10 protein-coding genes are annotated in these 15,145 nt (G+C 38.0%); 8 read left to right on the top strand and 2 right to left on the bottom strand.

Annotated features, from left to right (window positions below; genetic code table 11):
- Nucleotides 1-232: 232 nt before the first annotated feature.
- A complete protein-coding gene (locus LB076_RS11140) occupies nucleotides 233-1,183 on the top strand; it encodes an NAD(P)H-dependent flavin oxidoreductase (RefSeq protein WP_066335543.1) in 951 nt (316 codons plus the stop codon).
- A gap of 198 nt (nucleotides 1,184-1,381) precedes the next feature.
- Here LB076_RS11140 and msrB read toward each other — a convergent pair whose 3' ends face one another.
- A complete protein-coding gene (gene msrB, locus LB076_RS11135) occupies nucleotides 1,382-1,783 on the bottom strand; it encodes a peptide-methionine (R)-S-oxide reductase MsrB (RefSeq protein WP_066335541.1) in 402 nt (133 codons plus the stop codon).
- A gap of 11 nt (nucleotides 1,784-1,794) precedes the next feature.
- Nucleotides 1,795-2,664: an alpha/beta hydrolase gene (locus LB076_RS11130; protein ID WP_066335534.1), complete on the bottom strand. Its 870-nt coding sequence runs from the start codon at nucleotides 2,662-2,664 to the stop codon at nucleotides 1,795-1,797.
- Between the two features lie 185 nt (nucleotides 2,665-2,849).
- Here LB076_RS11130 and LB076_RS11125 point away from each other — a divergent pair, with 185 nt between their 5' ends.
- The 7 genes from LB076_RS11125 to lon all read left to right on the top strand — a co-directional run bounded on the left by LB076_RS11125 (nucleotide 2,850) and on the right by lon (nucleotide 15,100).
- Nucleotides 2,850-4,268: a glycogen synthase gene (locus LB076_RS11125; protein ID WP_066335532.1), complete on the top strand. Its 1,419-nt coding sequence runs from the start codon at nucleotides 2,850-2,852 to the stop codon at nucleotides 4,266-4,268.
- A 2-nt stretch (nucleotides 4,269-4,270) separates the two neighbouring features.
- Nucleotides 4,271-5,551 carry a glucose-1-phosphate adenylyltransferase gene (locus LB076_RS11120; protein WP_066335530.1) on the top strand — a complete coding sequence of 427 codons (1,281 nt, stop codon included), beginning with the start codon at nucleotides 4,271-4,273 and terminating at the stop codon, nucleotides 5,549-5,551.
- 66 nt (nucleotides 5,552-5,617) lie between these two features.
- A complete protein-coding gene (glgB, locus tag LB076_RS11115) occupies nucleotides 5,618-7,525 on the top strand; it encodes a 1,4-alpha-glucan branching protein GlgB (protein WP_066335526.1) in 1,908 nt (635 codons plus the stop codon).
- Nucleotides 7,526-7,740: 215 nt separating this feature from the next.
- Nucleotides 7,741-10,140 carry a glycoside hydrolase family 31 protein gene (locus tag LB076_RS11110; protein WP_066335522.1) on the top strand — a complete coding sequence of 800 codons (2,400 nt, stop codon included), beginning with the start codon at nucleotides 7,741-7,743 and terminating at the stop codon, nucleotides 10,138-10,140.
- Between the two features lie 92 nt (nucleotides 10,141-10,232).
- Nucleotides 10,233-11,051 carry a M48 family metallopeptidase gene (locus tag LB076_RS11105; RefSeq protein WP_066335520.1) on the top strand — a complete coding sequence of 273 codons (819 nt, stop codon included), beginning with the start codon at nucleotides 10,233-10,235 and terminating at the stop codon, nucleotides 11,049-11,051.
- A gap of 146 nt (nucleotides 11,052-11,197) precedes the next feature.
- Nucleotides 11,198-12,505, top strand: a complete 1,308-nt coding sequence (locus LB076_RS11100) for an MFS transporter (protein WP_066335518.1) — start codon at nucleotides 11,198-11,200, stop codon at nucleotides 12,503-12,505.
- A 144-nt stretch (nucleotides 12,506-12,649) separates the two neighbouring features.
- Complete coding sequence (lon, locus tag LB076_RS11095; RefSeq protein WP_066335745.1) at nucleotides 12,650-15,100, top strand: endopeptidase La; 2,451 nt, start codon at nucleotides 12,650-12,652, stop codon at nucleotides 15,098-15,100.
- Nucleotides 15,101-15,145 lie beyond the last annotated feature (45 nt).

Raw genomic sequence — 15,145 nt, 5'->3', positions numbered from 1 at the left:
TATGGATGCTATATCTATAGCCTCTTTTGTATTTAATTTTAGAATTTTGTAGTTTAAAAGCACTATATTGGTTGCTGTGAACCAAGGTTTTGAGCTGTAGTCCTAATTGTTTTTATTACGGATTTGTTTAAAAAGAGATCATGCAAAGACGAATCTGTTTTTGTATTAAAAATACTAGGCACGCATACTAAATTGAATTATATTTGTTATTATTCTAAAAAAAGAAAATAAAATGATAAAACCAACACTTACTTCGTTATTACAAATCAAGTACCCTTTGATTATGGCTCCTATGTTTTTGGTTTCGAATACTAAAATGGTAATTGAAGGCATGAAGTCGGGTGTTGCTGGATGTATTCCGGCTTTGAATTATAGAACCCTAGAGGAGCTCCGGGACTCTATTAAGGAGTTGCAACAGGCCAAAGTAGCTGGTGGGAGTTTTGGATATAATTTGATTGTTAATAAATCAAATATTAAATACAAAGACCAATTGGCTGTTTTGTGCCAAGAAAAAGTAGATTTTATCATTACCTCTTTGGGTTCTCCTGAAGAGACTATTGCAGCTGCTCATAAAGTTGGGATTAAAGTTTTTTGTGACGTAACGGATTTGGCTTTTGCCCAAAAGGTAGCCGCTTTGGGAGCAGATGCTTTAATTGCGGTCAACAACCAAGCAGGTGGACATAGAGGCAACAGATCTCCTGAAGAATTGATAAAGGAGTTGAACCAAAACACCGATTTGCCGGTTATATCGGCAGGCGGAGTAAGCACTAAGGCGGAGTTGGATACCATGTTGTCTTATGGTGCTATTGGAGTTTCGGTGGGGAGTCCTTTTATAGCCTCGGTGGAGTCTGGGGTGTCTCAGGAGTACAAACAGGCTTGTGTGGATTATAAGGCGAAAGATATTGTGGTGACCGAAAAAATTTCGGGAACTCCTTGTACGGTTATAAATACGCCTTATGTCCAGAAGGTGGGCACAAAGCAGACTTGGATTGAAAGAACTTTGAATAAAAATAAGGCGTTGAAGAAATGGGTTAAAATGGTTCGGTACATGATTGGTTCGAATGCAGTAACCAAGGCTGCTACGGAGGTGACTTATAAAACGGTTTGGGTGGCTGGACCTACTATTGAGAATACTACGGAGATTGGTTTGGTTTCTGAAATTGTAGCCAGAATTTGTGTGTAGTTTTTAGAAATGCTAACAACTTTTATAAAGCAATTGTATCTCTGGTGATGCAATTGCTTTTTTGTTGGGGGACCTTTTTTTGTGTTGGGTGAGTGATAGTAGTGGATAGCCCACAGCCCGACGCAGGAGGTGCGAGGACTTGGAACGGATAGCACGACCGGACTTTTTAGGGAGGGCACCCCAAAAAAAAGAAAGGTTTTAGGGGTTTTGTTTTTGGGTGAAGGCTACGGATAATGAATTGACACAGTAACGTTGTTTGGTTTTGGTTGGGCCGTCTTCAAATACATGCCCTAGGTGTCCGCCGCAATTGGTGCATACGATTTCGGTACGTAGCATGCCGTGGGATTTGTCTAGTACGGTTTTTACTTTGTTGGGTAGTGCTGCATCAAAGGAGGGCCAGCCGCAATGGGCGTCAAATTTGGAGTCACTAGCAAAGAGGGGTTCTGCGCAAGCTGCACAGCAGTAGGTGCCTTTTTCAAAATGCAGGTTGTAGGTGCCTGTGTGGGGTCTTTCGGTGCCTTTTTGGCGTAGTATTTGGTATTTCTCTGGGCCTAGTTCTTTTTTCCATTGGGCCTCGGTTTTGTGTAGTGGGTAGTCCATGATTGTTTGGTTTAGGAATGTTTTTGGGTAAAGTTACAAACTTTTTGGACTACTTTGTTGTCTCCCAAAATTTTGCGATGGCCTAAGTTTTCGGTCAGTATAAGGCTGGCATCGGGGGCATTTTGATAGATGTGTTGTGCTGCTTTTACGGGTACTTCAAGATCTTGTTGGTCGTGTAGTATCAGCAACGGAATGGTGGTTTTTTGGGCTGCTTTGTAGGCGGAGTAGTCTGCCATGCTGCCGGCGTATTTTTTTTCAAAATGGATTTTTAAGAGTAGGGCATATTTTGGCGGCAATTCTAGTTTTGTTATAAAGTCTTGTAGTATGTCTTGAACGATGTCTCCGCTGCCTATTATGGTGGCACTTTTTAGAGGTAGGCCTTCTTTTATGGCGTTCAATACAGACATGCCTCCTAGGGAATGGCCAATGGCGGCTTCGAAGGGGCCGTAGTGTTTGTTGATTTCTTGAATTGTAGCAATAAAATCTACCATATTGCTGCTGCTTTTGGGAGATTTTCCGTGTCCGGGTGCATCAAAACTGATTGTAGCGTATCCTGCTTGGATTAAGCTGTCGGCAATTTTTACCAATTGGGTGCCGCGACCGGACCAACCATGAACCAGCAGTACTTTGCGGGAGCTCTTGCCGTAATGGTAAACGACTACTTGTTTGTTTATGGCTGGGATGTTGCGTTTTTCTTGGGTACTGTTGGTGTTCATTTCTAGTTCTCGCTTGGGCATGGGATACTTTATGGGGCTTGTAAATAGTTTGAAGGCAAGCCGTGTGGTTAATTTAGGAGAGAGGTAAGAGATAATTTTAATACTCTTTAAAATTAGTGTAGGTATTTTTATAGATTGTGCAGGTTTTGAATGTTTTTTTGGCATTTTAATAAATTTTTATTTGGGGGTGTTTTCTGTTTAATTTTTACTAATTTTAGAAAAGATAAATGTACTGTATTTTTTGAAGAGATATGGTTTTATTGCTAATTTGAATTAGGTTTAATCCTGCTTGTTGCGGACGAAATTATTTGAGATAAGTAAAAATAAGTAAATAAGTAAAAAGGTAACTCATGGATATAGTTCATATTAGTGCGGAGTGTTATCCCGTTGCAAAAGTGGGTGGTTTGGCAGATGTAGTGGGCGCTTTGCCTAAATACCAAACGGCAGCTGGAGAGAATGTAAAGGTGGTACTACCAGCTTATGACACGAAGTTTAAAAAAGAAAACTCTTTTGAGAATGTTTATTCTGGAACAATTCAGTTGGGTGAATTTGCGTATGCGTTTGATGTTTTAAAAGAAACTACCAATAAATTGGGTTTTGAACTCTATCTTGTAGCGTTGCCCGAGTTTTTTGATCGTCCGGATATATATAGTTATCCAGATGATATAGAACGTTTTGTTTCTTTTCAAATTGCTACTCTAGACTGGCTTGTATCCAGAGATAACCTGCCGGATTGTGTGCATTGCCATGACCACCATACTGGATTGATTCCGTTTTTGATGCAGTATGCCTACAAATATCAGGCGTTGCAATCTATTCCATCGATTATTACGATTCATAATGGGTTGTATCAAGGGCAATTTGGCTACGATAAACTACATTATTTGCCTGAATTTGATTTGCAATACGTTTATTTGCTGGATTGGGATCATTGTATTAATTCTTTGGCAGCAGCCATAAAGTGTGCCTGGCAGATCACTACGGTTTCGCCTAGCTACTTGACCCAAATTAACCAACAGGCCAATGGATTAGAAACGTTGTTTAGAAGTATGCGTTACAAATCCAAAGGCATCTTGAATGGCATTGATACACAGCTTTGGGATCCTAATAAAGACAGCTACTTAAAGAGTAATTACAATACGCAAACTTTTGAAATAGGCAAAAAAGAAAATAAAAAAGCCTTGTGTGCTCTTTTTAATCTAGACCCAAACCAACCCTTGTTTTCTTTTATAGGAAGACTCTATGAAGAAAAAGGAGCCGATTTGCTACCACAAGCAATCGCAGCGGTGTTGGCACAAATGCCCCAAGAAATTACTGTTTTAATTCTAGGATCTGGCAATCCAGATATTGAAAAACAACTAACCGCCCTAGAGGGGAGTTATCCACGAAATTACCACACCTATATTGGTTATAACGAAGAATTGGCTCATTTGATCTATGCTGGTTCTGATTTTTTAATAATGCCTTCGCGGGTGGAGCCTTGTGGTTTGAACCAAATGTATGCCTTGCGCTATGGTACGATGCCTATTGTTAGAAAAACGGGAGGACTACAAGACACCGTGATTGATTTTGGTGATGGCGGTAACGGAATAAGCCACAACCAAGCTTCGGTAGAAGATATTATTTATTCGATCCAAAGAGGAGCAAAGCTATACAAAGACACCACAGCTTTTACTAAAATACTACTTTCAGGAATGCTTGAGGATCATTCCTGGGAGCGTGTATGTCAAGAATACTTAGCGTTATACAACCTATTAATTAACCCATAAATATGAAAGTTAAAAACAAAAATGTAATTTCGATTATTCTTGGTGGCGGACAAGGATCCAGATTGTACCCCCTAACAGCAACTAGATCCAAACCAGCGGTGCCCATTGCTGGAAAATATAGACTGGTTGATATTCCAATTTCTAATTGTATGAATTCAGACATTAAAAGAATGTTTGTACTCACACAATTTAACTCTGCATCGTTAAATGCCCACATAAAAAACACCTATACATTTAACGCCTTTAGTCAAGAATTTGTAGATATTCTGGCAGCAGAACAAACCCCAGACAATCCCAAATGGTTTCAAGGAACCGCAGATGCTGTTAGACAGTGCATGCCCCATTTTTTGAGCCACGAATTTGATTATGCCTTAATCCTTTCGGGAGACCAACTTTATCAAATGGATTTTAACGAGATGATTGAAGCGCACATGAAATCTGGAGCAGCAATTTCGATAGCTACACTACCAGTAAATGCCAAAGATGCTCCTGAATTTGGTATTATGAAAACCAATAAAGAAAACCTCATAACGGCATTTATAGAAAAACCAAACAAAACGCTTTTGCCGGATTGGAAATCGGACGTAAGCCCAGAGATGAAGAGCCAAGAGAAACACTACTTGGCCTCCATGGGTATTTATATATTTAATAAAGAACTACTGGTAGAGTTAATGTCTAATCCAGATACAAAGGATTTTGGAAATGAAATAATACCCCAAGCAGTAGGAAAAAACAAAATACTGAGTTACCAATACGAAGGCTATTGGACTGATATAGGAAACATAGATTCTTTCTTTGAAGCAAATATCGGCTTGACAGAAGACATTCCTAAGTTTAATTTGTTTGACAACGAAAACAAAATTTATACCCGACCGCGGTTGTTGCCTCCTTCTAAATTTAACCATTCTTTGATAGAAAAATCGTTGATTTCTGAAGGTTGTATTGTGAGTGCTAAGGAAATAAAGAAATCCGTTATAGGCATCCGATCCAAAATTGGCAAAGGCACCATAATTCAAAATTCGTATGTAATGGGTAATGATTTTTATCAAACCGAGGAAGAAATTGCGAAAGATAAAAACAAAGATAAAATTTGGATAGGTATTGGCGAAGATTGTTTTATAAACAATGCATTGGTAGATAAAAATGTCCGAATTGGTAACGGCGTTTATATCAATGGAGGCGCTCATTTAGAGGATTTTTCTACAGAATTATATGCCATCCGAGAAGGTATTGTAGTGATCAAAAAAGGATCTATCCTACCAGATAATTTTAGAATAGAATAATACTTTTTCAAAAAAAAACAACAACAATAGCCTGATTGGTACCAATTAGCAACACCATAGCCTGATATGAATAACGTATTTTCGCATTCCCTTTTTACTGATTTTGATATTGAGCTATTCAAAGCTGGCAAGCATTATCGTTTGTACGAAAAGCTAGGAGCACATTGTATAGAAAGACAAGGCGTTCTGGGGGTTTATTTTGCCGTATGGGCACCTACAGCACAAGCCGTTTCGGTAGTTGGAGATTTTAATTATTGGAGTCAAGATGCGCATCCATTAGAAGTACGCTGGGATGCCTCAGGAATTTGGGAAGGCTTTATCCCAGGGATTCAAAAAGGAGCCCTTTACAAATATAAAATCCAATCCAATACGAATGCAATAACCACCGAAAAAGCAGATCCATTTGCTTTTTACTGTGAGCAACCCCCTAATACTGCCTCTGTTGTTTGGGATTTAGACTATAACTGGAAAGATGCCAATTGGATGCAAAAAAGGCACCAACACAATAGTCTAGACCAACCCTATTCAGTCTATGAGGTACATTTAGGCTCTTGGAAACGCAAGGGGCCAGATAATCGTTTTTTGACTTATACCGAATTTGCTACAGATCTAGTAGACTATGTTGTAACAATGGGGTTTACTCACGTAGAGTTTATGCCCATTATGGAGTATCCTTATGACCCTTCTTGGGGCTATCAATTAACGGGTTATTTTGCGCCTAGTTCCCGATTTGGCAAGCCAGAAGATTTTATGTTTTTGGTAGATGCACTACATCAGGCAGGGATTGGTGTGATTTTAGATTGGGTTCCTTCCCATTTTCCGGATGATAGTCATGGTTTGGGTTTTTTTGACGGATCCAATCTCTATGAACACCCGGATCGCAGAAAAGGCTACCATCCCGACTGGAAAAGTTTGGTTTTTAATTACGGACGCAACGAGGTACGTTCGTTTTTAATTAGCAATGCCTTATTTTGGTTGCAACTCTATCACGCAGATGCGCTGCGGGTAGACGCAGTTGCCTCGATGTTGTATTTGGATTATTCCAGAGCTGCAACAGAGTGGGAGCCTAATTGTTATGGCGGCAATGAAAACCTAGATACCATTAGTTTTTTAAAAGAGTTTAATCAGGCCGTTTATGCAAACTATCCCGACGTGCAAACCATAGCCGAAGAAAGCACATCCTTTCCGATGGTATCCAGACCTACCTCCATGGGCGGATTGGGATTTGGAATGAAATGGATGATGGGTTGGATGCACGATACGCTCAATTATTTTAAAAAAGAAACGGTTTATAGAAAACACCATCAAAATGAGTTGACTTTTTCGATGACCTATGTTTTTTCCGAAAACTTTATGCTTCCGCTATCCCATGATGAGGTAGTGCATGGCAAAGGATCTATAGCAACCAGAATGCCTGGTGATGAATGGCAAAAGTTTGCTAATTTACGTTTGCTGTACAGTTATATGTTTACCCATCCGGGAGCCAAATTATTGTTTATGGGCTGTGAATTTGGTCAGAGTGAGGAGTGGAATTTTCAGCAAAGTCTGGATTGGCATTTGTTACAATATCCCTATCATAACGGAATTAAAGAACTAATAATTGCACTCAATAGCCTCTACAAAAAAGAACCCGCTTTGCACGAAAAACAATTTAGTCACGATGGTTTTGAATGGATTAATTATTCGGACCATCAAAATGCCGTACTTTCCTTTATCAGAAAAGGAAACAACACCAAAGATGATTTGGTGGTGGTGTGTAATTTTACCCAAATAGTTCGGGATAATTACAGAATAGGCATTCCAAGAGGAGGAAATTTGGTTGAAATATTTCATTCGGATGCAAAAATTTATGGTGGGAGTAACCTCCAAAACGCTATAGAGATACCCATAGAATTGATTGCTTATGACGCAAGAGCTTATTCTGCAGCCATACAATTAGCTCCTTTAGGGATTAGTGTTTTTAAAATAATTTAAAATAAAAATTCCAAGAGAGTACATACATTTAAACACCGTTTTAGTTGCCTCTATAGCCTGTGTATGCCGTATTTTTAAAAACTTAAATTTTTAGTATTCTATGGGTTGTTATTGTAACCTTTTTGTTAACAATTGGCTGGTATTTAGTGGCTAACAAAGTTTTTTTTGTACGTTTACTCCTTATCCTAAGCCTAAAATAATTAATTTACCATCCTATGATTACAAACACAGAATTAGAATATAAAGGAAATTTATATCCCTCTAAAATTGTTTCTTTTGATCAAAACGTTGACTCCGTTTATTTTTATACAGACAATAATGTTATCTTGAAGGTTACGGTCCTAAGAGATAGCTTAATCCGATTTAGATACACTACCAAAGGATATTTTAGTACGGATTTTTCATACGCAATAGACGATAACCATACGCATGGATACAACTTTTTGGAGGTAGTAGACAAAACCGAATCGTACCAAATAATAACCAGTAAACTCAAATGCGTTATCCAAAAATCAGATCTACGGGTTTGTATTTATGACTTACAAGACAACGTATTGTTAGAAGACGAATTGGGTTTTCATTGGGAAGAAAGTTATGAGTTTGGAGGCAATATTGTCAAAATGAGCAAGGTTTCTAAAGACGGCGAAAGTTTTTATGGTCTAGGAGACAAAGCCACTCAAATGAACCTCAAAGGCAAACGAGTAGAAAACTTTGCCACAGACCAATATGCCTACCAAAAAGACCAAGAACCGCTATACAAAGTAGTTCCTTTTTACATTGGGTTGCAAAACAACCAATCCTACGGAATATTTTTTGACAATACTTTTAGAACCTTCTTTGATTTTTGTTACGAACGCAGAAACGTTAGCAGTTTTTGGTCCGAAGGAGGCGAGATGAACTATTACTTTATCTATGGTCCCCAAATGCAAGAAGTAGTTACCAGATACACCGACCTAACAGGCAAACCAGAGCTGCCGCCAATGTGGGCCCTTGGGTACCATCAATGCAAATGGAGCTATTATCCCGAAAAAAACGTCAAAGAAATCACGGCCAAATTTAGAGCCCTAAAAATACCCTGTGACGCTATTTATCTGGATATAGATTATATGGAAGGATTTCGATGTTTTACTTGGAATAAAAATTATTTTCCGGACCCCAAAAGAATGGTTAGCGAGTTAAGCGATAATGGCTTTAAAACCATAGTGATCATAGATCCAGGTATAAAAATCGACACCGATTATTTTGTATATAAAGAAGCCTTAGAAAAAGATTTTTTTTGCAAAAGAGCCGATGGTCCTTACATGAAAGGCAAGGTATGGCCAGGAGAATGTAATTTTCCAGACTATACCAATCCAGAGGTTAGAGAATGGTGGGCAGGATTGTTCAAAGAGTTAATTTCCGAAATAGGAGTCAAGGGAGTTTGGAACGATATGAACGAGCCAGCAGTTATGGAGGTGCCAAACAAAACTTTTCCAATGGATGTGCGGCACGATTATGACGGAAACCCTTGTAGCCACAGAAAAGCACACAATATTTATGGCATGCAAATGGCCAGAGCCACCTACCAAGGCGTCAAGAAATATACCTACCCCAAAAGACCTTTTATTATCACCAGATCCGCCTATTCGGGTACGCAACGCTATAGCTCCTCTTGGACTGGAGATAATGTAGCTACTTGGGAACATTTATGGCTAGCCAATATTCAGGTACAGCGGTTGTCTATTTCAGGAATGGGATTTACTGGTTCGGATATTGGAGGATTTGCAGAACAACCCTCAGGAGAGCTCTATGCACGCTGGATCCAGCTAGGCGTATTTCATCCTTTTTGCAGAACCCATTCTTCAGGAGATCACGGCAACCAAGAGCCATGGGCGTTTGATGTGGAGGTATTGGATATTACCCGAAAATTTATCAACCTCCGATACCAATTGTTACCTTATTTATATACCATGTTTTGGCAATATATAGAAGAAGGCATCCCTATGCTTAAACCCTTGGTGTATTATGATCAAGAGGATATCCAAACCCATTATCGTAACGATGAGTTTATTTTTGGAAATCAAATTTTAGTATGTCCTATCTTAGAACCCAATTCTTCAGGAAGAAGAATGTACCTACCCAGAGGATCTTGGTACAATTATTGGACCAATGAGAGAGTTAGCGGAGGTAGAGAAATGTGGGTAGATACTAAATTTGACGAAATCCCCTTGTTTGTAAAAGCAGGCACTATCTTGCCTAAATACCCCGTTCAGCAATATGTAGAAGAGTTGGAATTTGATGTGTTAACATTAGAGGTTTATTATAAAGAAGGAATAGAAAAATCCGTTGTTTATGAAGATGCTCAAGATGGGTACGATTATAAAAAAGGAAGATACAGTTTTTTGACCTTTCAGGTAATTGGTAGAGACAACGAGGTTATTATTCAACTACACAAAGAAGGTAAATTTGAAACTAATTACACCCATTATGAAATAAAATTAATAGGTTTACCTTTTGAGATAAGCACCATTGCGATTAATAACGAAAAAGATTCGTATGATAAAGTTTCCTATAAAAAAGAAGGCTTTTTGAAAGTAGCCAAAGAATTTCATGTAGTGCATATAACTGGAGTATAACCAAGTCAAAAAAAAGATACAATTGAAGTAAATTTTATAAATGATAATTTAATTATAATTGTACTTTTGTTACCTATTAAAAAAAAACAAACATGAAAAAGCATTCTATAGTAGTAGGATTAGGAGTCATAGGACTTCTGTTTTCTTGCGCTACAAATCCTTTAACCGGCAAAAAAACACTAAACTTTGTATCCAATAGCGAATTATTTCCTTCCTCATTTCAGCAATATGGCACTTTTTTGAAAGAAAACAAAGTGATTTCAGGTACGGCTGATGCCAAAAAGGTAGAAACCGTAGGGGTAAAAATAAAATTAGCAGCAGAAAAATATTTAGCCTCTTTAGGGCAAACGGCTTATTTAAACGATTACCGCTGGGAGTACAAACTAGTACAAAGTCCGGATGTAAATGCTTGGTGCATGCCTGGAGGTAAGATTGTGGTGTATTCTGGGATTTTGCCTATCACAAAAGACGATGCCGGTTTGGCTACCGTAATGGGGCATGAGGTTTCTCACGCATTAGCAAATCATGGAGCACAACGTATGAGCGCTTCGCAACTACAAAGTTTAGGAGCAGTTGGAGTTGCTGTAGCCACAGGAGGACAGAGCGAGCAAAAACAGCAAATGTGGCAACAATACTATGGTTTAGGATCTCAGGTAGGAGTAATGCTACCCTTTAGTAGAAGCCATGAAAGCGAAGCAGACAAAATAGGATTGACCTTAATGGCTATTGCGGGATACAATCCCGAAGAAGCAATTTCATTCTGGACCAGAATGGCTGCCAATGCAAATGGAGCTGCACAACCAGAATTTATGAGCACCCACCCTTCTGACGCCACCAGAATTGCTAATTTAAAAGCAATGATACCCGAAGCAAAAGCTACAGCAGCAAAATTTGGAGTAAAATTCAAATAAGTATTAGAAACCACTTTCCAAAGCCAATTTGATTTATTTTAAATTGGCTTTGTTGTTTTAAAAAAAGAGTAATAGACCTAAAAAACAGCCTGTTTTGTGTGTTACTTTGGATAAAAGGAATAAATTAGTACCAAAAAAACCATCCAATGAAATTAGTACAAAAAGGAGACACAAAGCTAATCAACGCTTGGGCATTTTATGATTGGGCAAATTCTGTTTATAGCTTAGTGATAACCACAGCAATATTTCCTATTTATTACGAATCGGTTACCAACAATAACAACGGTAAAGTACACTTTTTGGGTACAGATTTTAATAACGCCTCCTTATTGTCCTATAGCCTGTCGTTTTCGTTTTTGATGGTTGCACTATTGTCTCCCATTTTATCCGGAATTGCAGATTATACAGGTAACAAAAAAAAGTTTTTACAATTTTTTTGTTACCTAGGATCGTTCTCCGTGATTAGTTTGTTTTTCTTTAAAGGACAAGATACGTTATGGATAGGCATTGTAGGAACCATTTTGGCGAGCATTGGTTTTTGGGGTAGTATTGTTTTTTATAATTCGTATTTGCCCGAAATAGCTCCCCCAGAACAGCACGATAGAGTCAGTGCCAAAGGATTTATGTTTGGGTATTTAGGGTCTTTAATCTTGCTTACTTTTAGCTTGACAATGGTAATGAAACCCGAGTGGTTTGGGATCACAGATGCTTCTTTGCCAGCCCGAATCTCATTTGTAATAGTTGGAATATGGTGGATGGGTTTTGCACAAATTACTTTTTATCATTTACCCAATAATGTGTTTAATAAAAAACCACAAAAAGAGTATATCTTTAAAGGATTCAGAGAGCTCAGGGTGGTTTTGGCAAGCTTAAAAGAGTTAAAGAGTTTAAAACAATTTTTGACCGCTTTTTTTTTGTACAGCATTGGAGTTCAAACGGTAATTTTGTTGGCGGGTCTGTATGGCAAAAAAGAATTAGGAATTGATACCAGCAAATTAATTCTGATTATTTTGCTGATAAATTTTGTGGCTATTTTTGGAGCCTATCTGTTTTCTAGAATTTCCGAAAAAATAGGCAACATTTCAACCCTAAAAATAACCATAGCATTGTGGGGAGGCATCTGCGTGGCCGCTTATTTTCTAAATGCAAAAAGTCCAAATATAGACGCACAATTTTATGCTCTTGGAGCAACAATTGGAATGGTTTTGGGAGCCATTCAATCCTTATCTCGTTCTACGTATTCAAAATTGCTGCCCGAAACCCAAGAACACGCCACTTATTTTAGTTTTTTTGATGTTACCGAAAAAATAGCCATAGTGGTAGGGACTTTTATTTTCGGGTTTGTAGGAGCCATAACCAACTCTATGCGAGATTCTTTTTTTATACTAGCGGTTTTCTTTCTGCTTGGATTTATAGTATTATCTACGATGCAAAAGCCCAACTCCGTTAAATAATTCCCATTGTTTTAAAATGGCATAGTGATTGCTTTTTTTATATCCCGAAAGGAATAATGAGGCAATAAGGGATGTTTTATACCAACCTTGGCCTATATTTGTTGTTTCCACAAAAAAATAATGACAAAAAGACCTAAATATACTATGTCAAATCATAAAATACTTACTATTGACAATTTGTCACTTCATGAATTTGATTCAGAAGCAGAATTAATACCCTTGTTAACGCCAGAAGACGAAGAGGAAATGATTAAGGAAGAATTGCCAGAATCCTTGCCAATACTGCCGTTGCGTAATATGGTTTTGTTTCCTGGGGTAGTAATTCCAATTACAGCCGGCAGAGACAAATCGATAAAATTGATTGATGATGCCAATGCTGCCGGAAAAATCATAGGAGTGGTGGCTCAAAAAAATGAAGAAGACGAAGATCCTACCAAAGAAGACATCCATACCATTGGAACAGTGGCCAGAATTCTACGGGTTTTAAAAATGCCTGACGGAAATACTACGGTAATTTTGCAGGGTAAAAAACGCTTCGAAATAGATGCTGTGGTCTCCGAAGAGCCATACCTAACAGCAACCATTAGCAATTTTGACGAAAGTCGTCCGGGTCCAAAAGACACCGAGTTTTTGGCAATATTAGATTCTGTAAAAGAACTAGCGATACAAATCATAAAGGAGAGTCCTAATATTCCGAGTGAAGCTACTTTTGCTATCAAAAATATCGAAAGCCAATCTTTCTTGATCAATTTTGTTACCTCAAATATGAATTTGACCGTAAAAGAAAAACAAGATTTATTGGCCATTAGTGATCTTAAAGCTCGGGCTTTAGAAACACTTCGGTACATGAATATTGAATTGCAAAAATTAGAATTAAAAAATGATATTCAATCCAAAGTACGCTTTGATTTAGACCAACAGCAAAGAGAATATTTTTTGCACCAGCAGATGAAAACCATCCAGGAAGAATTAGGTGGTGTATCTCAGGAGGAAGAAATGGACGAAATGCTCCAGAAGTCAAAAACCAAAAAATGGGACCCAAAAACCCAACAACATTTTGATAAAGAACTATCCAAAATGCGCCGCATGAATCCGCAAGCCCCAGATTTTGGGATTCAACGAAATTATTTAGAGCTATTTTTGGATCTTCCTTGGAATACCTTTTCTAAGGATAACTTTGATTTAAAACGTGCTCAAAAAATTCTGGACAAAGATCATTTTGGCCTAGAGGAAGTTAAAAAAAGAATGATTGAGCATTTGGCCGTTTTAAAATTACGAAACGATATGAAGTCGCCAATTATTTGTTTAACAGGGCCTCCGGGTGTCGGAAAAACCTCTATTGGACGTTCTATAGCCAAAGCGCTAGGCCGAGAATACGTGCGTATTTCTTTGGGTGGTTTGCGCGATGAGTCTGAAATTAGAGGCCACCGAAAAACCTACATAGGTGCCATGCCAGGTAGGATTATTCAGAGCCTTAAAAAAGCAGGAACCTCTAATCCGGTTTTTGTTTTGGATGAGATTGATAAACTATCCAATAGCAATCAAGGAGATCCATCTTCTGCTTTGTTAGAAGTTTTGGATCCAGAACAAAACAACTCTTTTTATGATAATTTTCTGGAAATGGGATATGATTTATCTAAAGTGATGTTTATTGCCACCTCTAACAACATGAGCGCTATTCAGCCGGCATTGCGAGACCGAATGGAAATCATCAAAATGTCTGGCTACACTACCGAAGAAAAAATAGAAATTGCAAAACAACATCTGTTTCCAAGACAATTAAAAGAACACGGACTTACGCCTAAGGATTTAACCATTGGAAAAAGACAACTAGAAAAAATAGTAGAAGGCTACACCCGAGAATCTGGAGTCCGTGGTTTAGAAGCCAAAATAGCACAAGTAATCCGAAATGCAGCCAAATCTGTTGCCATGGAAGAGACCTACAACAAAAAAGTAACCGATGAGGATGTTATCAAAGTACTCGGAGTAGCTAGACTAGGAAGAGATAAATACGAGAGCAACGATGTTGCGGGAGTGGTTACTGGATTAGCATGGACTAGCGTAGGAGGAGATATTTTATTTATAGAATCCCTTATTTCTCCCGGAAAAGGAACCATGACCATTACTGGTAATTTAGGTACAGTAATGAAAGAATCTGCAACCATTGCACTAGAGTATATCAAAGCAAATGCAGAACATTTAGGGATTAACCCAGATATTTTGTCCAAATATAACATCCATATACATGTGCCAGAAGGTGCTACACCCAAAGATGGTCCAAGTGCGGGTATTGCTATGTTAACTTCGTTGGTTTCTTTGTTTACACAAAAAAGAGTTCAGAAAAACATTGCCATGACAGGAGAAATCACTTTAAGAGGAAAAGTATTGCCAGTAGGAGGGATCAAAGAAAAAATACTAGCAGCACGAAGAGCCAACATTAAAGAAATTATTTTATGTCAAGAAAATAAAAGCGATATTGACGAAATAAAACCAGAGTATATACAAGGACTGACCTTTCATTTTGTAAAAGAAATGAATGAGGTTTTAAAAATTGCAGTAACAGATCAAGATGTTAAAAACAAAAAAAATCTGTAAAGTTTATTAAATCAAGATACTATATATTCCAAAATCTAGTTTATA

The organism is Flavobacterium crassostreae, assembly GCF_001831475.1.
GTDB lineage: Bacteria > Bacteroidota > Bacteroidia > Flavobacteriales > Flavobacteriaceae > Flavobacterium > Flavobacterium crassostreae.
This window is presented reverse-complemented; position numbering and strand designations above follow the sequence as displayed.

Coding starts and splice junctions, on each gene's coding strand:
- LB076_RS11125 (WP_066335532.1), top strand. CDS start 2,850: ATGGATATAGTTCATATTAGTGCGGAGTGTTATCCCGTTGCAAAAGTG.
- LB076_RS11140 (WP_066335543.1), top strand. CDS start 233: ATGATAAAACCAACACTTACTTCGTTATTACAAATCAAGTACCCTTTG.
- LB076_RS11100 (WP_066335518.1), top strand. CDS start 11,198: ATGAAATTAGTACAAAAAGGAGACACAAAGCTAATCAACGCTTGGGCA.
- LB076_RS11110 (WP_066335522.1), top strand. CDS start 7,741: ATGATTACAAACACAGAATTAGAATATAAAGGAAATTTATATCCCTCT.
- LB076_RS11130 (WP_066335534.1), bottom strand. CDS start 2,664: ATGCCAAAAAAACATTCAAAACCTGCACAATCTATAAAAATACCTACA.
- LB076_RS11120 (WP_066335530.1), top strand. CDS start 4,271: ATGAAAGTTAAAAACAAAAATGTAATTTCGATTATTCTTGGTGGCGGA.
- glgB (WP_066335526.1), top strand. CDS start 5,618: ATGAATAACGTATTTTCGCATTCCCTTTTTACTGATTTTGATATTGAG.
- lon (WP_066335745.1), top strand. CDS start 12,650: ATGTCAAATCATAAAATACTTACTATTGACAATTTGTCACTTCATGAA.
- LB076_RS11105 (WP_066335520.1), top strand. CDS start 10,233: ATGAAAAAGCATTCTATAGTAGTAGGATTAGGAGTCATAGGACTTCTG.
- msrB (WP_066335541.1), bottom strand. CDS start 1,783: ATGGACTACCCACTACACAAAACCGAGGCCCAATGGAAAAAAGAACTA.